This is a genomic window from Virgibacillus indicus (genome assembly GCF_002266285.1).
Taxonomy (GTDB): Bacteria; Bacillota; Bacilli; order Bacillales; family Amphibacillaceae; genus Virgibacillus_K; species Virgibacillus_K indicus.
The window spans coordinates 486453-507375 of record NZ_NPMS01000001.1; the positions used below are offsets into that span (position 1 = coordinate 486453).

A 20923-nucleotide genomic window follows, 5' to 3' on the forward strand; every position below is an offset into this window, starting at 1 on the left:
GATTCTCGATGGCAAAGGAAAAAATCAATATGCCCCAGCTTGGCGAGAGTGTGACAGAGGGAACAATAAGTACATGGCTTGTTAGTCCAGGTGATAAAGTAAATAAATATGATCCAATTGCTGAGGTGATGACAGACAAGGTAAATGCTGAAGTTCCGTCATCGTTTACCGGAACGATTAAAGAACTTGCAGCTGCTGAAGGTGATACCATTGCAGTTGGTGAATTAATGTGTTATATCGAGACAGAGGAAAAAGCTGAAGAAAGTAAGCCTTCTGATAAAGAGGTATCTGAAGAAAAGCAAGAAAAAACTGGTGAAGATGCTCCATCAGCAGATCAGTCTATGAAAAAACGCTATTCACCAGCAGTACTCAGAATGGCACAGGAAAATGATATTGATCTGGATCAGGTAAATGGAACAGGCCGCGGTGGCAGAATTACGAGAAAAGATATTGAAAAAGTTATTAAATCAGGAAACATGCCCTCACCAGGCGGTTCACACGAGCATCAGGGAAGCAAAACAGATACTGCTGACAAAATACCTTCTGCTCCAAAAGCAGCAGCTGCAAAACCAGCTGAATCAATGCCGGGCGATATAGAAATACCTGTGACTGGTGTCCGAAAAGCCATTGCTCAAAATATGGTTCGATCCAAACAGGAAATTCCGCATGCATGGATGACTGTGGAAGTTGATGTTACAGATTTAGTCAACTATCGAAATCAAGTTAAGAATGAGTTTAAACAAAAAGAAGGTTTCAGCCTGACATTTTTTGCATTCTTTGTAAAAGCAGTTGCTCAAGCAATTAAAGAGTTTCCTCAAATGAACAGCACATGGGCAGGAGATAAAATCATTCAAAGAAAAGACATTAATTTATCTATAGCAGTAGCAAAAGATCAGGAACTTTTTGTACCGGTAATTAAGAATGCTGATGAGAAGAGTATTAAGGGTATTGCAAGGGACATCTATGACCTCGCTATGAAAGCCCGTTCAGGCAAATTAACTGCAGATGATATGAAGGGCGGCACATTCACTGTTAATAATACAGGTTCATTTGGTTCAATCCATTCAATGGGTGTTATTAATCACCCGCAGGCTGCTATCCTGCAAATTGAATCCATTGTGAAACGGCCTGTCATTATTAATGACATGTTTGCCGCAAGAGATATGGTCAACCTGTCATTATCACTAGATCACCGTGTACTTGACGGATTAATTTGCGGACAGTTTTTAGCCCGTGTTAAAGATATTCTGGAAAATACAAATAAAGATAATTCGAATATTTATTAATACTCGTTTTTCACAAATCATTCTCAGTTAGTCTGAATTGAAATATCTAAGTAAAATTGATAAGCTATTGATAGGTTTCAATAATACTAAATTAAGGGGATGAATGTTCGAATGGATTTTAATCTGTTTATGAACGATGTAGTAGATGCTGCTCGTAAAGATATAACTGAAGCTGGTTATAATGAGCTCAAAAGCACTGAAGATGTGGATAAGGCATTAACCCGCGAGGGCACTACACTAGTTATGGTTAACTCAACTTGTGGATGTGCGGGAGGAGTTGCTCGCCCTGCAGCGGCGAATTCTATACATTATGATAAACGGCCTGATCATCTCGTTACTGTTTTTGCTGGTCAGGACAGGGAAGCTACAGAAAAGGCACGTGAGTATTTTGAAGGGTTTCCACCGTCATCACCATCATTCGCATTATTAAAAGACGGGAAAATTGTAACAATGCTGGAACGTCATGATATTGAAGGTTATAGTGCCATTGATGTAATTGGAAAACTCCAAAATCTATTTGATAAGCACTGTGAAGAAGTATAAAAGCATTTCATTCATTATCAATGGGGCTGTCTCTATTTTTGTAGGTCAGCCTCGTTTTTTGATAAAAAGCTATTGCGAGGAGATTTTAACGTGAAAATTGGCTATCGGACAATAAAGACTGCAATTGGAACCCCCATTGCTATTTCGATTGCTCAATTATTAGGACTAACCAATTTTGTTTCTGCAGGAATTTTAACTATCTTATGTATCCAGCCGTCCAGGAAAAAATCCTATTTAAGCGCATGGCAGCGCTTCCTCGCTTGTGTTTTGGCAAGTCTTTTTTCTATGCTGTTTTTTGAATTGATTGGTTATAATGTATTCGTTCTTGGTTTAATGCTTCTTGTATTTATCCCTACTACTGTATTTTTAAAAATATCTCCTGGTATTACTACCAGTTCTGTTATAATTCTTAATTTATATAGTTCTAACTTCATTAATTTCACATTTTTAATTGACCAGTTTTTATTAATAATAGTAGGAATAGGAACAGGATTGGTACTAAACCTTTATATGCCGAGTCTGGACAACAAGTTAAATGAAAAACAGGATAGGCTTGAGGAAAACTTCAAAATCGTCTTATATGAAATATCCCTGTATATCAGGGATAAAAATAAGGCTTGGGATGGGAAAGAAATTGCAGAGATTGATGAAATTTTAACAGAGGCTGATGACTTAGTTGAACGGGATCGCGAAAACCACTTATTTCGTAATAAACATACATTCCGGGATTATTTCAGGATGCGAACGAAGCAATATGAAGTATTGCAGCAAATGCTTCCGCTTGTGACAGTATTACCAAATAAAGATTATATTTCCGAAAAAATCGCCGCTTTTTTCGAAGGGTTGTCTGAATCGGTACATCCGGAAAATACTGCGGTGTTATTTCTGGACGAGCTGGAGGATTTACGAAAAGAATTCAATAAAGAAGAATTACCTGCTACTCTTGAAGAGTTTGAAACAAGAGCAAATCTATTTCGATTATTACATGAAATCGAGGATTACTTACTTATAAAGAAGAAGTACAAAAAAAGCGATGTTAAGTTAAAATAAGCACTATTACAGAAATAGAATGAGTCACTGATTCTGGGGTTGTAAATAAAAAGACCGGGCTCTCTATTAACGGAGGCCCAGTCTGTCCATATTTAACGATTATATAAACATTGCCAACCCAGCAGTCAGCGAGGAAAGTAACATTGCAATGATCATAATATATATTACCAGTCTGTTTCGACGTTCACGTTTAGATCTTTTTCTCGGTGCGGCTTTCGCATTTTGTTTTACAGACATAATATAACCTCCTTAACATCTACTATAACTATTTTATATTTTATCGTTAAAATTAACAATGGACAAGTATAAAAATTTATTTCACAATAGATTTACGTATATTTTTTCTGTCAAGAAATTGGAGGGTAATACATATGAGCTATAAAAGTGATGATAATAACCAATTGGATAATTGGAAGAAATCAGTTGATTCAACAATTAAGCGCTTTCCAGAGAGAAAAGACACATTCACAACTTCTGCTGATATTGAAGTAGATCGGTTATATACCGGTGAAGAGGATTCCTTTGACAGTGAGCTGGGATATCCCGGCCAGTATCCATATACTCGAGGGATTCAGCCTACAATGTACCGCAGTCGTTTCTGGACAATGCGACAATATGCTGGATTCGGATCTGCCAAAGAAACCAATAAGCGTTTCCGCTATTTATTAGAACAGGGCCAAACAGGGCTTTCTGTCGCGTTTGATTTGCCAACACAGATTGGCTATGATTCAGATGATGTTATGTCTGAAGGAGAGGTTGGAAAGGTCGGAGTTGCCATTGATACATTGCAGGATATGGAGCAGCTCCTTGATCAGATTCCATTGGATAAGGTGAGTACGTCAATGACAATAAATGCATCTGCAGCAATCCTGCTTTGCATGTATATTGCAGTTGGAGAAAAACAGGGTGTTCCTTCAAAAAAACTGACCGGCACAATCCAAAATGACATACTAAAAGAATATATTGCAAGGGGTACATATATATACCCGCCAAAGCCTTCCATGCGGTTAATAACAAATATCTTTGAATATTGCCAGCAGAATCTGCCAAAATTTAATACAATCAGTATTTCAGGCTATCATATTCGTGAGGCTGGGGCTAATGCTGTCCAGGAAGCTGCTTTTACCATAGCAAATGGCTTGTCTTATGTAGATGCTGCGATAGAATCCGGACTGGATGTCGATTCCTTTGCACCAAGACTTGCTTTTTTCTTTAATGCGCACAATAACTTTTTTGAGGAAGTTGCAAAATTTAGAGCGGCACGAAGAATATGGGCAAAGATTATGAAAGAACATTACAAAGCAAAAGATCCAAAAAGCTGGAAGCTGCGGTTTCATACCCAAACAGGAGGTTCTACCTTAACTGCACAGCAGCCTGACAACAATATTGTTCGCGTTACATTACAGGCGCTTGCTGCCGTAATGGGGGGGACACAAAGCCTTCATACAAATTCCAGAGACGAGGCGCTTTCATTGCCAACAGAAGATTCTGCTCGAATCGCACTTCGAACACAGCAGATTATTGCAAACGAAAGTGGTGTTGCTGATACGGTTGATCCGCTTGGAGGATCCTATTATGTGGAAGAATTGACGGATAAAATTGAAATAGAAGTAAATAAATACCTGGATCGAATCAAAGAAATAGGTGGCGCAGTTCAAGCGATCGAAGAAGGGTATATGCAGCGCGAAATTCATCAGAATGCTTATGAAATCCAAAAGCGTATTGAGAAAGAAGAAGAAATAATCGTCGGATTGAATAAATTCAAGCTGGATGAGGAAGTAAATCCAGATCTATTGAAAGTTGACGAGGCATTGGAAAAAGAACAAATTCAATCCATGGAGTCTATTCGCCAAAAAAGGGATCAAAATGCTGTCAATGCGGCATTAGCGGATCTGAAAGAACAAGCCAAGGCTGCTGACAGTAATTTAATACCATATATCTTAAACGCTGTTAAAGTATATGCAACAATTGGTGAAATATCCAATGTGATGCGTGACGAATTTGGTGAGTATGCAGGAATATAGATTCCATCAGAAGAATTATTTTTAAATTCATTGCAGGTCAGATACAGGATAAAGGGGAGAGACAGATGGGGAAAATTCGCGTTTTAGTAGCAAAACCGGGACTTGATGGGCATGACAGAGGTGCACTTGTAATATCACAGGCATTAAGAGATCATGGAATGGAAGTTATTTATACAGGGTTAAGACAATCCCCTGTTCAAATAGCACAGGCTGCAGTACAAGAGGATGTCGATGTAATTGGTCTGTCATCACTTTCCGGTGGGCATAAGACATTATTTCCAAAAGTAATCGATGAATTAAAGAAAAGGAATGCTGAAGATATTCCTGTAGTTGGTGGAGGTGTTATTCCAAGTGAGGACATTCCTTTTTTAATTGACAAGGGAGTTAAGAAAATCTTTACTAGTGGCTCCTCAACGGAAGTCCTGGCTACCTATATAAAGGAATTAATCAATCCCGAAAAAATTACACCGGCTCCCAAAAAAATTGCCCATATAGGAATAGCAGTAAATAGCATTGACCATTCACTGCCGTTTTACACAGATTCATTAGGACTTGAGCTGGAAGCTGTTGAAGCAGTTGATTCAGAAGGGGTAAAAGTTGCATTTCTTAAAATTGGTGAGTCCAGAATTGAATTACTGGAAGCATTAGACGATTCCTCTCCAATTAAAGCTTTTATTGATAAAAAAGGAGAGGGAATACATCATGTCGCCCTAGAGGTGGATAATATCAGCGACCGTCTCACGAAATTAAAATCCGAGGGTATTCGTCTGATTAATGATGAAGCAAAACAGGGTGCGAATAATAGTCAAATTGCTTTTATTCATCCAAAAACTGCAAGCGGCGTGTTAATTGAGTTGAGTCAGCATGAAGAGGGAAGTGAAAACTAGTGGATATTTTCGACAAAATCAATGAACTCTATGATAAACGGAGACAAACAGAACTTGGCGGCGGAGATGAACGAATTGAGAAACAGCATGACAAAGGCAAGATGACGGCCAGAGAAAGAATTGATTATTTGCTGGATGATCATTCGTTTGTGGAGTTGAATCCTTTTATTGAACACCGTTCAAGTGATTTTGGAATGAACAGCAATAATGCAAAGGGAGAAGGGGTTGTTACCGGTTATGGTAAAATAGCCGGTAAGCCTATTTATTTATTTGCGCAGGATTTTACTGTTTATGGCGGTGCTTTAGGCGAAATGCATGGTAAGAAAATCGCAGCAGTAATGGATTTAGCCGCCAAAAACGGCGTCCCTTTTATCGGATTAAATGATTCTGGAGGAGCTCGTATTCAGGAAGGGGTTTCTTCTCTGGATGGATACGGACAAGTTTTTTACCGAAACTCCATTTATTCCGGTGTCATTCCGCAAATTTCCGTTATTTTGGGACCTAGTGCCGGTGGAGCCGTTTATTCACCAGCTATAACAGATTTTGTTATTATGGTTGAAAAAACCTCTCAAATGTTTATTACGGGACCAAAAGTAATTGAAACCGTGACCGGTGAGAAAATTTCATCGGAGGATTTGGGCGGGGCACATATCCATAATACAAAAAGCGGGAATGCACATATTAAAGCAGAAACAGAACATGAAGCACTGGATGCTGTAAAGAGATTACTTGATTATCTGCCTGCAAATAACCAAGAAAAAGCCCAGGTTCAAGCATATGAATCTAATGATAATCTGCGTGCGAACTTAACAGATATTGTCCCATTTAATGCAAAAAGTCCATATGATGTTAAAAAAGTAATTGATGAGGTTGTTGATAAAGGCAGCTTTTTCGAAATTCATGAGAACTTTGCTAAAAATATCGTAGTAGGTTTTGCCCGAATTAATGGGGAAACAATTGGCTTGATTTGTAATCAGCCTAAATACTTAGCTGGAGGGCTTGATATTGATTCAAGTGATAAAGCTGCCAGGTTCATCCGTTTCTGCGATTCATTCAATATCCCGTTAATCACTTTTGAAGATGTAACCGGTTTTTTTCCAGGTGTCAAACAGGAGCATGGCGGTATTATTCGGCATGGTGCAAAAATTTTATACGCTTATTCGGAAGCTACTGTGCCAAAGATTACAGTTATTACACGTAAAGCATACGGCGGAGCCTATGTAGCATTAAACAGTAAGTCAATCGGGGCAGATCTTGTATTTGCATGGCCAAATGCTGAAATTGCAGTAATGGGTCCTGAAGGTGCAGCAAATATTATTTTCACAAAGGAAATTGCTGAAAGTGAAAATCCGGAACAGACTCGGGCAGAAAAAATCAATACATACCGTGAAAAATTTGCAAATCCATATGTAGCTGCAGGGTTAGGAATGGTGGATGATGTGATCGATCCAAGAGAGACTCGAATCAAGCTTGTCCAGGCATTGGAAATGCTGCATAACAAACAGGAAGAACGCCCACGAAAAAAACATGGAAATATCCCTTTATAGAGGATGTTAAAACATAGACTTATCGAACACAGGAGGACGGCTAAATGACAGCAATAAATAAGGAACGGTTAATAGAAGAATTCTTTGAACTGGTAAAAATTGATTCAGAGACAAAATTTGAAACTGAAATTGCTTCTGTATTAAAAAAGAAATTTACAGAACTAGGACTGGAAGTATATGAGGATGAAAGTGCTGCAAAAACTGGACATGGTGCAGGAAATCTAATATGTACTTTAAAAGGTAATAAAGAAGGAGCAGATCCAATTTATTTCACCTCACATATGGATACAGTTGTACCTGGTAAAGGAGTTAAACCATCTATTAAGGACGGTTACATCGTCTCAGACGGTACCACGATATTAGGATCTGATGATAAAGCAGGCATTGCAGCGATACTGGAATCGATCCGTATATTAAAGGAAAATAACATCAGTCACGGGGATATTCAATTTGTAATTACTGCTGGAGAGGAATCCGGACTTGTGGGTGCAAAAGCTTTGGATGGTTCACTTATTAATGCCAAGTATGGATATGCTCTTGACAGTAATGGCACCGTTGGAGATATTATTGTTGCAGCACCAACACAAGCAAAGGTTTTTGCAGTAATTAAAGGAAAAACCGCACATGCAGGGGTCGCACCTGAAAAGGGGGTTTCTGCTATAACGCTTGCTTCCAAAGCAATTGCGAAAATGCCTCTTGGGCGTATCGATGAAGAGACAACCGCAAACATCGGACGGTTTGAAGGTGGAAAGCAGACAAATATCGTTGTCGATCATGTTGAAATTTTAGCAGAGGCGAGATCTTTAATTCCAGAAAAAATGGAAGCACAGGTTGCTAAAATGAAAGAAGCTTTTGAAACGACTGCTGAAGAAGCCGGCGGTGAGGCAGAAGTAACCATTAAAGTAATGTATCCTGGCTTTAAACAGCAGGCTGGCGATCAGGTTGTGGAGATTGCCCGAAATGCCGCTAAAAAGATCGGACGAGAAAGCAAACTGCTGAAAAGCGGTGGCGGAAGTGACGCTAATGTCATTGCCGGTCTGGGTATTCCAACTGTAAATTTAGCTGTTGGCTACGAAGAAATTCATACAACTAGTGAACGGATTCCTGTTGAAGAACTTGTTAAAATCACCGAATTAGTTATAGCTATAGTAGAAGAGACAGCAAAATAAGAATAAACTTCAAACCCCTTAGGCAAATCGGATTCCTAAGGGGTTTTTTATGCTTATGATATAATTAATGTATCGAAGCACATATAAAAGGGGTGAATTGATATGTCCCGGCTGAATCAAAAGAAAGGCAGAATAATATTTCACATTGATATGAACTGTTTTTATGCCTCGGTAGAAATGGCATACAATCCGGAATTAAAGGGAAAACCACTTGCTATTGCCGGAAATCCTGAAGAACGAAAAGGTATTGTTGTTACAAGCAGCTATGAAGCAAGAGCAAAAGGAATAAAAACAACGATGAATTTATGGCAGGCAAGAAAACTGTGTCCGGAATTGATTGTCATGCGTCCAAATTTTGAGCGTTATCGTACAGCTTCCAGGGAGATATTTAAAATGCTTTCAGAAGTAACTCCTCTGGTGCAACCGGTCTCCATTGACGAAGGCTATATGGATGTTACAAACTGTCATGAACAGGGAAATACTTTGGATATTGCAAAAAATTTACAAAATAAAATACTGGAGAAATTAGATCTCCCCTGCAGTATTGGAATAGCACCAAATAAATTTCTGGCAAAGATGGCTTCAGATATGAAAAAGCCATTGGGAATAACTATTTTAAGAAAGCGGGAACTGCATCAGATATTGTGGCCCCTTCTAGTTGGCGAGATGTATGGTGTTGGAGAAAAAACGGCAGAAAAATTAAATGCAATTGAGGTAAATACAATTGGTGATCTTGCAAAAAAAGATGTGTATCAGCTAAAGCAAGTATTGGGTATAAATGGGGAACGCCTGAATAACAGGGCAAATGGAATTGACGACAGACCAGTGGATCCGGATGCTGTAAATGATTTTAAAAGCATTGGTAGTTCACAAACTCTTGCCTATGACACCACTGATGATACTGAAATACTCAAAGTAATGGAGCATCTTGGTGCAAATGTGGAAAGAAGAATGAAACGAAAAAATGCAGCAGGGATGACAGTCCAGCTTATGATTCGGTTTCATGACCGAAGAACGATAACGAGAAGCAGGAAGCTGCAAACCTTTATTGATACAAAAGAGGATATTCTCCACGTTGCAAATGAACTGTTGCAAAAGCATTGGAATTTAGAACCGATTCGTCTGCTTGGCATTACTGTCCAGGATGTTGCTGAAAAGCAAACCATCAGCCAGCAGCTTGATTTATTTACTTATGAAAAAACAGCCAGCAAAGAAAAATTATACAAGACAGTCGATTCATTAACAGAGAAATTCGGCAAAAATATTTTTAAGACATTGAACGAAAATGACAATAAAGATCTTATTCAGCCAACAACCAGTTTTCAGAAAGATTTTTTAGACGACTTTAAACGATAAAGACTTACACCTTCAGATCACAGGTGTAAGTCTTTATTATTTCATGATTTGTTTAACTACAGACTGTGATAACTTTCCTCCAGGATATCTGAAGGGCAAATCAAATTTGGTTGTCTGTTTTAATATGCTTTTATGGTGGGAGAATGTATCAAAGCTATATTTTCCATGATAGGTCCCCATACCGCTTGCTCCGACACCGCCAAAAGGCAGATAAGGGTTTGCCAGATGGTAGAATGTGTCATTTATGCTTCCACCGCCAAAAGATAAATACTCCATGACCTGCTGCTGGGTTTTTTCGTTTTCGCCAAAATAATAAAGTGCCAGCGGTTTTTCGTGATTCTTCAATGTAATCACGGCATCTTCAATATGATTAAACGTCAGCACAGGCAGGATAGGGCCGAATATTTCTTCCTGCATAACCGGATCCTTCCAGGAAATCTTATCCAAAATGGTAGGCTCAATCTTTAATAATTCACTATCTGATTCACCGCCATGCAATATTGTTCCATTTGTTAAAAATTGCTTTAAACGGTCAAAATGTTTTTGATTTATGATGTGCGTATAATCTCCATTTTTTAAAGGCTGCTTCCCATACAAAGATTTTACTTGTTTTTTCATAGCTTTCAGCAGTTTAAATTTAACTTTATCATGGACATACAAATAATCAGGAGCTACACAGGTCTGGCCTGCATTTGTAAATTTACCCCAGATGATTCGCTTTGCAGCAAGGCCAACGTTGGCATCCTCATCAACAATTACCGGACTTTTTCCGCCTAGCTCCAAGGTTACGGGGGTGAGATGGTTGCTTGCTTCTCTCATAATAATTTTCCCAACTTCCGAACTGCCGGTAAAAAATATATAATCAAAACGCTGTTTCAGCAAATCCTGTACAACTTCTTTATCTCCTGTAACTACTGTGATTAAAGAGGGATCATATGTATTTCTAATCATTTCTTCCAGTATCAGCGAGGTAGCTTTTGCGTATTCTGATGGCTTAATAACAACACAATTTCCTGCAGCAAGTGCACCAATAGCTGGAGCCAATGCTAGCTGCAGGGGGTAGTTCCAGGGAGAGATAATTAAGGTAACACCATAAGGCTCCTTCATAATATAGTTCTTGGTACCTTTATGAGTCATTGGTGCAGCTGCTTTATTAGGTTCCATCCAGTCAGCAAGATTCCTGATTGCAAAATCTATTTCGGTATAAAGAAACCCTAATTCAGTTGTAAGTGTTTCATGGCTTGATTTATTTAAATCTATTTTTAAAGCTTGATAAATCTCTGTTTCATAGTTTTTCAGCATTTGTTTCAGCTTTTTCAACTGTTCTTTTCGTGTTGAATAGTCGAACGTATTTCCGTTTAGAAAAAACGCGCGCTGATCATTGACTATTTCTTCTGGTTGTTTCATAGAAATCTCTCCTCAATTAATTGTTCCTGCTTTCAGGTGCAGCTTTCATTTTTTATTTATTGTGAACTGATCATAATCATTTGCAAGTTCTGTATCAGAAAAAATCTCTTTTGCCTCCCTCAGTAAATCCTGATTATCTTCTTTCTGATAACGAGAAGAAATATGTGTTAATATCAGTCTGTTGACATTGCTAGCTTTTGCCAGTTCTGCAGCCTGTACAGTAGTTGAATGAAAGTATTGTTTTGCCAGAGCTTGCCTTTCATGATTAAAGGTTGCTTCATGTACCAGAACATCTGAATTTTTTACAAATGTCCTGAATTGCATTGATGAACGTGTATCCCCAAGAATAGTGATGACACGGCCTTTTTTATCTGGACCAATAAAATCTTCACGATGAATAATAAGACCATCCTGATACGTGGTAACTGGATTTTCTTTTATCTGCTGATAAATTGGCCCAGGCATAATACCCGCTTCTTTTAATTTATCAACAAGCAGTGTGCCCGGAGAATCTTTTTCAACAATTCGATAACCAAAACTGTCGATTCCGTGATCAAGCTTTTGGATGTAAATTGTAAAATTTTCATCCTCAATGATTTGTCCGTCTTCAATTTCGATGATTGCTAAAGGGTAGGTAAGATGTGTGCCTGACACTTTAAGGGATGTCTCTATATATTCTTTAATCCCTTTTGGCCCATATACAGTCAATTCATCACTGCCACCCTGAAAAGAACGGCTGCTCAGAAGCCCCGGTAAACCAAATATATGATCTCCATGCATATGTGTGATAAAAACTTTGTTTATTTTTCCTGGTTTAATTGAGGTTCGTAATATTTGCTGTTGTGTTGATTCACCACAATCAAATAGCCAAATGCTGTTAATCTCCTGTAATAGGGTAAGTGCAATTGCTGAAACGTTTCGTTGTTTAGATGGAACACCTGCGCCTGTTCCAAGGAAAATTAATTCCACATTTATTCACCTGCCATTGTCATTTCCATCCACGCTCATATTGTGTGGGTGCTTTTATAGTATACCCTAATTCATCTGCTGCAGCTTTTGTCCAGTAGGGATTCTTCAAAAGAGATCTGCCAAGAAAAACAAGATCAGCACGATTATTTTGCAATATTTCCTCAGCCTGAATACCGGTAGTTATCAATCCGACTGCACCAGTAGCTATAGATGTCTCCTGTCTGATAGTTTCACAACGCTTTACTTGATAACCCGGATATACTGAGATAGATGCAGGTACAACGCCACCTGAACTGCAGTCTATTAAATCAACATCCTGCTCTTTCATTTTTTCTGCAAAATAAAGAATATCTTCAAGCGTATTCCCTTCCTCATGATATTCATTTGTTGAAATTCGGACAAATAATGGGCCATTCCAAACATTTTTTACTGCTTCAATTATATCATGTAAAAAGCGGTAGCGATTTTCTGCGCTGCCTCCATATTCATCCTTGCGTTGATTGGATAATGGCGATAGGAATTCATTAATTAAATAACCATGTGCTGCATGAATTTCAATAATATCAAACCCTGACTCCTTAGATCTTACAGCCGCATTTTTAAAAGCATCAATCGTTTCATTAATATCATTAATTGACATTTCCTGAGGTTTTTTGGAATTTTCATCAAATGGAAAGGCTGATGGTGCGTATATCATTGATTCAAGTCTGGCCTTTCTTCCAGCATGTGCCAGCTGGATGCCTGATTTTGCATTGTTATTATGTATTTGTTCATTTAACTGTCTTAGCCCGGATATATGATCATCACTCCAGATTCCAAGATCCTGAGGAGAAATACGCCCCTCTTTCTGAACTGCAGTGGCCTCTGTCATAACCAATCCTACCTGCCCGACTGCACGCGTTGTATAATGTGTTAAATGAAATGGGGTGATCTTGCCATCTTCAGCAATTGAAGAGTACATGCACATTGGTGACATGACGATACGGTTTTTTATGGTTACCCCTTTAAAATCTATTGGTGTGAATAATTTTGCCATTTTAGAAAAAACTCCTCTACTTGTGATAAAAGTTAGTACGAAATTGCAGTGCTTTATCTGGAATATCTGTAAATATACCATTGCATTCATGTGTAAAGCATTTCATTATATGTGCCGAGCGGTTTACTGTATAAACTCGAACAGCCATTTTTGCCTGTTTACATTGATCAACCAGCAGCTTATTTAATAACCTGTATTTTATATGAATAGCATTTGCACCTAGCTCGTGTGCATGGGAAACCAGATTTCGGTTTCGTTTGGAGGTTAAGAATGCTATCCCAATGTCTTTATTATAATCTTTTAGCCTGTGGACACTTCTTGGATTGAATGTAGATAGTGTGGTACGATTTAGTAATTGATAGTCTTTAAGCCTTTCATAAACAATTGATTCCAGATGCTTATAATCTATCTTATTATTTTTTAACTCAATATTTAAACATAAAGGCTTATCCTTCACCCATTGCAGTAATTCATCCAATGAAATTATTTGCGTTCCTGTAAATTCACCTGAAAACCATGAACCAGCATCCAACTGTCTCAGCTGTTCAAAGGTAAGATCCTTAATGTAACCAGTACCATTCGTTGTCCGTTTTACCTGTTCATCGTGAATTAAAACTGGGATATTATCTTTTGTAAGCTGTACATCCGTCTCAATGCCTTCAGCCTTTGACTGATAGGCAAGCTCAAATGCCGGCATCGTATTTTCAGGTGCATATCTACTGGCTCCACGGTGGGCAATGATTTTTGTTTTCAATAAATTCACCTCTTTATTGATTGTGTTTTATTTTTCATGAAAAGTCAATTTGTTCAAAACAAAAGCGCAAGGGGGAGAATTACAATGAAAAAGTGGCAGACTAAAAAGCAATTAACAGATTTACTATGTTCACTTGTAAACCACCAGAGTATTACCGGTACTACCGCTGAGATTGCAATCGCAGAGTATCTTCATCATCAGCTTGGGGAAAAAGTATATTTTCAGAATAACCCTAATCATTTACAATTACATCCGCTTGATGATGGAAGAAGATTATTGACCGCTTTGGTTAGAGGAAAAAGCAGCCGCAGTGAAACAGTCATACTGTTGAGTCATTTTGATGTTGTGGGGACAGATGACTATGGTTCGATCCAAAATCTGGCATTTCATCCCAGAGAACTTACGAGGGAAATGAATAATATCAAAGATGAGCTTCCTCCCGCTGTTCAGGAGGATTTGGATAATGGTGATTGGCTATTTGGACGCGGCAGCATGGATATGAAGGCGGGACTATCTATCCATTTATCTATAATTGAAAAGGCAATCGAAGGGGAGTTTGATGGTAATATTCTTCTTCTGACTGTTCCGGATGAGGAAGTAAACTCAATGGGAATGCTCACAGCTTTGCCTGTTTTAAACCAGCTGAAAAAAGATGAAAATTTAACCTATAATGCCTGCTTAAATGGAGAACCGATGTTCAGCAAATATCCCGGTGATCCTTCCTATTATGTATATACTGGATCCATTGGAAAAGTACTTCCCGGATTTTACTGTTATGGGAAAGAGTCACATGTTGGTGAGCCTTTTGCCGGGATAAACCCTAACTTAATGGTCTCATTTTTGTCACAACAGCTTGAATTGAATGAATCATTTATTGAAAAAATTGATGATGAGGTAACACCACCGCCCGTCAGCTTGATGCAGCGGGATCTTAAAAAAGAATATTCCGTCCAGACGCCCCATGCAGCCATTTCGATGTATAATGTACTCTTCTTAAAGCAATCTTTTAAAGAAATTAATGAAAAATTATTAGCAGGTGCAAAAAAAGCCGCAGAAAATATTGAAGGCTACATTAAAGATAAATCAGAAAAGTTTTCCAAGGTTGCTTCAGATTTTTCAATGTCTCAATCAAATGTAAATGTTTTGATGTATGAGGAATTGTATGCTGAAGCTGTTAAACGATATGGCAAGGGGGAAATAACACGCAGGCAAAATTTACTGTTCAGTCAGCGTGAACAAGGGGACCGTGATTTTTCTACGCTGCTTGTACAGGACTTGGCATCTCTCTGCAAGGATTTAACACCAATGATCGTATTATTTTACAGTCCGCCATTTTATCCCGCAGTTACTTCGCATGCCGATCCATACATTAAAAATGTAATGGACAGTGTAAAAGAGTACACCAGAGATCAGTTTCATGTTAAGTTAACAGTTTCTGAATTTTTTACGGGACTGTCTGACCTTAGCTATGTTGGACCTGTATCCTCCAGCAGCAAATTACAGCAACTAACCGTAAATATGCCGCTGCAAAACAATGGGTTTGTTTTCCCGGAAGATATAATGGATCAGCTAACCATGCCTGTTTTAAATATAGGTCCGCTTGGGAAAGATCCCCATCAATGGACGGAAAGACTTGAGCTGACTTATAGTTTTGATTATTTGCCTTCGATATTGACTGAAGCTATTCATCAGCTTTTTAAACAGCATACATCATAAAATGTTTTACATCCCTTGTCACTTAAAATGACATTCAGGGTGGAAAGGTGTAAAATAAGCATAACTGAATAACCATTCACTTTTTGGAGGATCTGATCAAATGAAAGTATTAGACAAGACAGTCAGTCAAATTACAATACCGACACCATTCGCAGTAGGAGATACACATGTGTACCTTATTAAAGGCGATACATTGTCATTAGTAGATGCTGGGGTGAAAACAAAAGAAGCCTGGGAAGCATTTAAGATTCAATTAAAAGAATTAGGGTACTTTCCAAAAGATATTGAACAAATTATTTTGACCCATCATCATCCGGACCATATTGGTTTAGTGGAAATGTTCCCACGTTTAAAGAGCCTGACAGCACATAAAAATGTGGATTTATGGCTTACAAGGGATGAAGATTTTTTCAGCCATTATGAGAAGTTTTTCAGGGATTACTTTATAGAATGTGGCGTACCTGAATATCTGCAAAAGGTACTTGATAAATTACGCAGTCCTCTCAAATTTGCAGGAGAGGGAAAGTTAACACAGAACATTGATGAAGGCGATCCTTTGCCAGGCCACGAAGATTGGGAAGTAATCGAAACAAAAGGGCATGCACAGAGCCACTTATCATTTTTACGCAAACATGATGGTGTATTTATCGGCGGGGATCATTTGCTGCAGCATATATCACCTAACCCTCTAATCGAACCGCCAATTGCAGCAGACGATGAGAGGCCAAAGCCAATGCTGCAGTACAGGGCTAATTTAAATAAATGCATGCACCTTGGAATTAACACTGTACTTCCAGGGCATGGAAAGGTTTTTTCAAATCCAAAAGAAATTATACCAACTAGATTATCAAAACAGGAACAGCGTGCTGCTAAAGTCTTTTCACTGCTGAAAGAAAAATCGCAAACGCCATTTCAAATATGTCAGCAGATTTTCTCTAAACAATATGATAACCAGATTGAACTAACCATGTCTGAAACTATTGGCCAGCTTGATTACCTTGAGGATGAGGGACTAATCGGCAAAGAGGGGGAGAATGGTATTTTAAATTATTATGCCAAATAATATAAGAAATAAAAAAATAATTGTTACTGGAGCCTCAAGCGGTATCGGGGAATTCATTTCTTGGCATATCGCTGCGTATGGCGGTATGCCAATAATGCTTGCACGCTCAATTGATAAATTACATGAGCAGCAAAAAAGCATAATGGCAGAATTTAATAGTGACAGTTTCGCGTATAAAGTCAATTTACAAAACATCACAGAACTTGATTATACGGTAGAAAAAATATTACAGGAACATGGCCAGGTGCATGGCTTGATTAATAATGCTGGAACGGGAATGTTTGCTTATGTGAAGGATATGGCCTGGGAAGAAATGGAGCAGATGTTTCGGTTGAATGTGTTTGCATTAATACGTATAACAAAACTGATACTGCCGCATTTTCTCGAACATGGTGAGGGGCATATCGTAAACATCGCTTCACAGGCCGGTAAGATTTCAACTCCAAAGTCAGCTGTATATGCTTCAACAAAGCATGCTGTCCTGGGGTTTACAAATTCATTAAGACTGGAGGCAGCTGCAGATAATATAAATGTAACTTCAATCAATTTAGGTCCGGTTCGAACAAACTTTTTTAAAACTGCAGATCCCTCAGGCAATTATCAAAAGAATGTTGATCGCTATATGCTTGATCCAGATAAAGTTGCAGAAAAAATAGTTCGGTATCTGTTTACTTCAAAACGTGAAATTAATCTTCCGTTCTGGATGGAGTTTGGAAGCAAACTCTATCATCTGTTCCCGCAATTAATGGAAACGATCTTGAAAAATCAATTTAATAAGAAGTAGGAAATTCTGATAATACAAGATAGATAATGGAAGTTCAATCTTTCAGTTCAAGATTATATATTAAGGTTTTGTTCTAAAAGTAAATTTCACATAGTTGATTAACCGAAAAGAGGAGGGATAAGTTTGAAATTATCAATTTCACCTGAAGCGAGGAAGCAATTAAATCAGTTAAATACAGAGAATAGCAGATACCTGCTATTGTGGTATGATACCGACGGATGCGGGTGTGGTGTTAACGGAATGCCAACTATCCGTTTTACCAATGAGAAAACTTCATCGGATATCAAGGTAGACAATGATATGTATTCTGTATTAATTCATAAACAACAGGCAACTTTCTTTGCAGAAAATATGAGTCTGAGCTTAGTAAACGGGGTATTCCGCCTTTCCAGTCCAGAGGGCATTTTAAACCCTTTCATCTCCCAGCAAAGTGTTTGTGAAGTATAAAAAAACAAAGGTCATATGACCTTTGTTTTTTTACCTATGATTTTCATATTTAATCTGTTTTGAAATGTTGTTTTGAATATCTAAATAATTTTCATTTGATAAGGCAGTGGAGAGATGGACTGATGTATTTTCTTCCAGCTGTTTAATGGAACTTGCTCCGAATACTGCACTTGCCACCGCAGGGTGTTTCAAAACATATTTTAAAGAAAGTTCATTTAATGTAAACTCTTCCCCGAATGTTTCTGATAAGTTTTGATAAATTTCTTCCAGTTCCTTTCTGGAATACTCGAGAAATCCATTTTGCCCCTTATCATTTATCTGCTTCTCTGCACTGCTGCTAAGCATCCCTTTTGCCAACGGTCCCCGGGCAAGGACACTGATACGATTGGCATGAAGCAAATCCAAAATTTCTTCCTCGGGTCTGCGGTCGAGAATACTGTATTGCATCATCACAGCATCAATACTGGAATGTTTTACATATTCACGGATTACATTGGGACGAATGGAGGAAATTCCATATCCTCTTATTAAACCTTCCGATTTTAATTCCTCAAATGCCTCAATTGATTCACTTATCGGATCATCAATTGTACCGCCATGAAGCATATAAAAATCAATGTAATCAGTATTCAGTCTTGCCAAACTGTCTTTTAACCCATTTTTAATATGTTCCTTTGAGGGGTCCCAGAACCAGTCTTTTTCTGTTCGATTAAAATGATTTCCGACCTTAGTAGTTAATACAATTTCATCACGTTTATTCTTAATTACGCTGCCAATTATTTCCTCATTTTTTCCAAAGTCATATAAATCAGCCGTATCCAAATGATTGATTCCTCTATCCAGAGCAGAATCGATTATTTTAGATGCATGGCTGACATCTGTGCCCAGTGACATGCAGCCAAGTGTTAATTCTGAAACATAGATATCGGATTTGCCTAATTGATTTTGTTTCAATTTTTTAAAAAGCCTCCTTTTTCTCTGTTAACTATATTGTAGAAACTGCAAAGGTTTAATTCAACTATTTAATAAGGGTATATGGAATATGTATGCTAAAATAGAGGAAGCATGAAAATATTAAGGGTGATAGATGATGAAAAAATTTGAAGAAAAAACTATTCATACAGAAGAAATTTATAATGGGAAAATTGTTCAGTTACAGGTGGATGATGTAGCATTGCCGAATGGGAAAAGTGCTAAGCGTGAAATAATTAAACACGCTGGTGCTGTAGCTGTTATTCCAATAACGAAAGATAATAAGATTGTGTTTGTCGAACAGTATCGCAAGCCCCTTGAAAAGTCTATTATTGAAATCCCGGCTGGAAAATTGGAAGAAGGAGAGAAGCCGGAAATTACCGCTATACGTGAATTGGAAGAAGAGACCGGTTATACTGCGGAAAGTCTTTCTTTCGTTACTTCTTTCTACACATCCCCGGGGTTTGCTGATGAACTGATGTATATTTATATAACAGACGAACTTGAGAAACTGGAAACACCCGTAAAAGGGGATGATGACGAATTTATTGAGGTATTGGAACTATCATTGGAAGAGGCAAAAAAATACGTTGAAGAAGAACGAATCCACGATGCTAAGACTAATTATGCCATTCTTTATTTACACGCACTGGGGATGAAATAGTATGCTGAATTCCTATTACGCCGATATGCATATTCATATCGGTCGGGATATGTATAATAAACCTGTGAAAATAACCGGGGCAAAAAGCTTAACCCTGACTAATATATTGAAAGAATCAAGCAGAAATAAGGGAATTGATTTGATTGGAGTAATTGACAGCCATGCTCCAGCTGTTCAGCAGGAGATTAAACAGCTGATCAAAGAAAATAAAGCATATGAACTGACAGACGGCGGAATCCGCTTTGAAAATGTAACTTTATTATTGGGGTCGGAAATAGAAGTTTATGATGAATTTTGCCACGGACCAATTCATGTGCTATGTTATTTTCCAACGCTGAAGCTGATGGAGCAATTCTCAGAATGGCTGACAATGAAAATGAAAAACATTACTCTAAGTTCCCAGCGATATTATGGGACCGCTAAAGAATTGCAATATAAGGTAAAAGAACTGGAAGGAATATTTATCCCGGCACATGTTTTTACACCATTTAAAAGTTTGTACGGGAAAGGAGTAGTTAAATCATTAAGAGAGGTGCTTGATCCTGATTTAATAGATGCCATAGAACTTGGACTAAGTTCAGATACTGAGATGGCGGATCAGATTGAGGAGCTAAGGGATTATACGTATGTTTCCAATTCAGATGCACATTCGTTAGCGAAAATAGCAAGAGAATATCAGGAAATTCATATGAAAGAGCCATCTTTTACTGAGTTTTACTGGGCGCTTCATCAAGTGGAAGGACGAAAAATCAAGCAGAACTATGGAATGAATCCTCGTCTTGGAAAATACCATACAACTGTTTGCAATAACTGTCTTGAGCCGCTTGATCCAACTGCAGAAAAATGTCATGTATGCGGTTCTGTGAAAATTATTAAAGGTGTGTTTGATCGGATCCAGGAATTAAAAGATACGACAGTTAAAAATGCAGGGAGACCACCATACCTATATCAGGTGCCATTAGAATACCTGCCAAAGCTTGGCAAAAAAACATTTGATAAATTATTAAACCATTTTGGTACGGAAATGAATGTTATTCATAATGCCCCGTTTGAACAGTTAAAGGATGTAGTACCCGAGAAACTAGCAATATCGATACTGCAGATGAGAGAGGGAAAACTCGCGATAAAAGCTGGTGGTGGTGGCAAGTATGGAAGCATTACCCCGTCCTAAATAATACTTTATTAAACAATGATAGTGAATTTGGTATTTTTACTCGGAATTCTTCATAGTTTTAAACATAGAAACATC

General features: G+C 38.0%; 20 protein-coding genes. 14 read left to right on the forward strand and 6 right to left on the reverse strand.

The window, feature by feature from the left end; all coding sequences use genetic code 11:
- Window positions 1-8 precede the first annotated feature (8 nt).
- The 3 genes from CIL03_RS02500 to CIL03_RS02510 all read left to right on the forward strand — a co-directional run bounded on the left by CIL03_RS02500 (window position 9) and on the right by CIL03_RS02510 (window position 2879).
- Complete coding sequence (locus CIL03_RS02500; RefSeq protein ID WP_094883625.1) at window positions 9-1286, forward strand: dihydrolipoamide acetyltransferase family protein; 1278 nt, start codon at window positions 9-11, stop codon at window positions 1284-1286.
- A 111-nt stretch (window positions 1287-1397) separates the two neighbouring features.
- On the forward strand, window positions 1398-1829 hold the full coding sequence (locus tag CIL03_RS02505) for a BrxA/BrxB family bacilliredoxin (RefSeq protein ID WP_094883626.1): 432 nt from the start codon (window positions 1398-1400) through the stop codon (window positions 1827-1829).
- Between the two features lie 90 nt (window positions 1830-1919).
- Window positions 1920-2879 (forward strand): aromatic acid exporter family protein, encoded by a 960-nt coding sequence (locus tag CIL03_RS02510; protein WP_094883627.1) that lies wholly within the window; start codon window positions 1920-1922, stop codon window positions 2877-2879.
- Between the two features lie 99 nt (window positions 2880-2978).
- On the opposite strand, the gene prli42 is transcribed toward CIL03_RS02510, so the two are convergent.
- The gene (gene prli42, locus CIL03_RS19725; RefSeq protein WP_165767882.1) at window positions 2979-3116 is read right to left on the reverse strand and encodes a stressosome-associated protein Prli42; all 138 of its coding nucleotides are present in this window, start codon (window positions 3114-3116) and stop codon (window positions 2979-2981) included.
- A 134-nt stretch (window positions 3117-3250) separates the two neighbouring features.
- Here prli42 and CIL03_RS02515 point away from each other — a divergent pair, with 134 nt between their 5' ends.
- The 5 genes from CIL03_RS02515 to CIL03_RS02535 all read left to right on the forward strand — a co-directional run bounded on the left by CIL03_RS02515 (window position 3251) and on the right by CIL03_RS02535 (window position 9862).
- A complete protein-coding gene (locus CIL03_RS02515) occupies window positions 3251-4903 on the forward strand; it encodes an acyl-CoA mutase large subunit family protein (RefSeq protein ID WP_094883628.1) in 1653 nt (550 codons plus the stop codon).
- A 65-nt stretch (window positions 4904-4968) separates the two neighbouring features.
- Complete coding sequence (mce, locus tag CIL03_RS02520; RefSeq protein ID WP_094883629.1) at window positions 4969-5790, forward strand: methylmalonyl-CoA epimerase; 822 nt, start codon at window positions 4969-4971, stop codon at window positions 5788-5790.
- Window positions 5790-7337: an acyl-CoA carboxylase subunit beta gene (locus tag CIL03_RS02525; protein WP_094883630.1), complete on the forward strand. Its 1548-nt coding sequence runs from the start codon at window positions 5790-5792 to the stop codon at window positions 7335-7337. Before mce ends, CIL03_RS02525 begins: the two co-directional genes overlap by 1 nt.
- 44 nt (window positions 7338-7381) lie before the next feature.
- Window positions 7382-8506, forward strand: coding sequence for a M20/M25/M40 family metallo-hydrolase (locus tag CIL03_RS02530; RefSeq protein WP_094883631.1), 1125 nt, complete (start codon window positions 7382-7384; stop codon window positions 8504-8506).
- A 102-nt stretch (window positions 8507-8608) separates the two neighbouring features.
- Window positions 8609-9862, forward strand: a complete 1254-nt coding sequence (locus CIL03_RS02535; RefSeq protein ID WP_420855376.1) for a DNA polymerase IV — start codon at window positions 8609-8611, stop codon at window positions 9860-9862.
- A 36-nt stretch (window positions 9863-9898) separates the two neighbouring features.
- On the opposite strand, the gene CIL03_RS02540 is transcribed toward CIL03_RS02535, so the two are convergent.
- From CIL03_RS02540 to CIL03_RS02555, 4 genes are read right to left on the reverse strand one after another with little or no spacing between them, the layout of a single operon-like run.
- Window positions 9899-11269, reverse strand: coding sequence for an aldehyde dehydrogenase (locus tag CIL03_RS02540; protein WP_094883633.1), 1371 nt, complete (start codon window positions 11267-11269; stop codon window positions 9899-9901).
- 45 nt (window positions 11270-11314) lie between these two features.
- The gene (rnz, locus tag CIL03_RS02545) at window positions 11315-12238 is read right to left on the reverse strand and encodes a ribonuclease Z (RefSeq protein WP_094883634.1); all 924 of its coding nucleotides are present in this window, start codon (window positions 12236-12238) and stop codon (window positions 11315-11317) included.
- Window positions 12239-12257: 19 nt separating this feature from the next.
- The gene (gene namA, locus CIL03_RS02550; RefSeq protein ID WP_094883635.1) at window positions 12258-13274 is read right to left on the reverse strand and encodes an NADPH dehydrogenase NamA; all 1017 of its coding nucleotides are present in this window, start codon (window positions 13272-13274) and stop codon (window positions 12258-12260) included.
- Window positions 13275-13290: 16 nt separating this feature from the next.
- A complete protein-coding gene (locus CIL03_RS02555) occupies window positions 13291-14028 on the reverse strand; it encodes a glycerophosphodiester phosphodiesterase (RefSeq protein ID WP_094883636.1) in 738 nt (245 codons plus the stop codon).
- Between the two features lie 84 nt (window positions 14029-14112).
- Between CIL03_RS02555 and CIL03_RS02560 the strand changes: the two genes are divergently transcribed.
- From CIL03_RS02560 to CIL03_RS02575, 4 genes are all read left to right on the forward strand, one after another.
- Window positions 14113-15744: a M20/M25/M40 family metallo-hydrolase gene (locus CIL03_RS02560; RefSeq protein WP_094883637.1), complete on the forward strand. Its 1632-nt coding sequence runs from the start codon at window positions 14113-14115 to the stop codon at window positions 15742-15744.
- Between the two features lie 100 nt (window positions 15745-15844).
- Entirely contained in the window at window positions 15845-16807 is a 963-nt protein-coding gene (locus CIL03_RS02565; protein ID WP_094883638.1) for an MBL fold metallo-hydrolase, read from the forward strand.
- A complete protein-coding gene (locus CIL03_RS02570) occupies window positions 16797-17591 on the forward strand; it encodes an SDR family NAD(P)-dependent oxidoreductase (RefSeq protein WP_094883639.1) in 795 nt (264 codons plus the stop codon). Before CIL03_RS02565 ends, CIL03_RS02570 begins: the two co-directional genes overlap by 11 nt.
- A gap of 123 nt (window positions 17592-17714) precedes the next feature.
- The gene (locus CIL03_RS02575; protein ID WP_094883640.1) at window positions 17715-18038 is read left to right on the forward strand and encodes an iron-sulfur cluster biosynthesis family protein; all 324 of its coding nucleotides are present in this window, start codon (window positions 17715-17717) and stop codon (window positions 18036-18038) included.
- Window positions 18039-18068: 30 nt separating this feature from the next.
- On the opposite strand, the gene CIL03_RS02580 is transcribed toward CIL03_RS02575, so the two are convergent.
- Window positions 18069-18992: an aldo/keto reductase gene (locus CIL03_RS02580; RefSeq protein ID WP_094883641.1), complete on the reverse strand. Its 924-nt coding sequence runs from the start codon at window positions 18990-18992 to the stop codon at window positions 18069-18071.
- 136 nt (window positions 18993-19128) lie between these two features.
- Between CIL03_RS02580 and CIL03_RS02585 the strand changes: the two genes are divergently transcribed.
- Window positions 19129-19674, forward strand: coding sequence for an NUDIX hydrolase (locus CIL03_RS02585; RefSeq protein ID WP_094883642.1), 546 nt, complete (start codon window positions 19129-19131; stop codon window positions 19672-19674).
- 1 nt (window position 19675) lies between these two features.
- The gene (locus CIL03_RS02590) at window positions 19676-20845 is read left to right on the forward strand and encodes an endonuclease Q family protein (protein WP_094883643.1); all 1170 of its coding nucleotides are present in this window, start codon (window positions 19676-19678) and stop codon (window positions 20843-20845) included.
- Window positions 20846-20923: the final 78 nt, after the last annotated feature.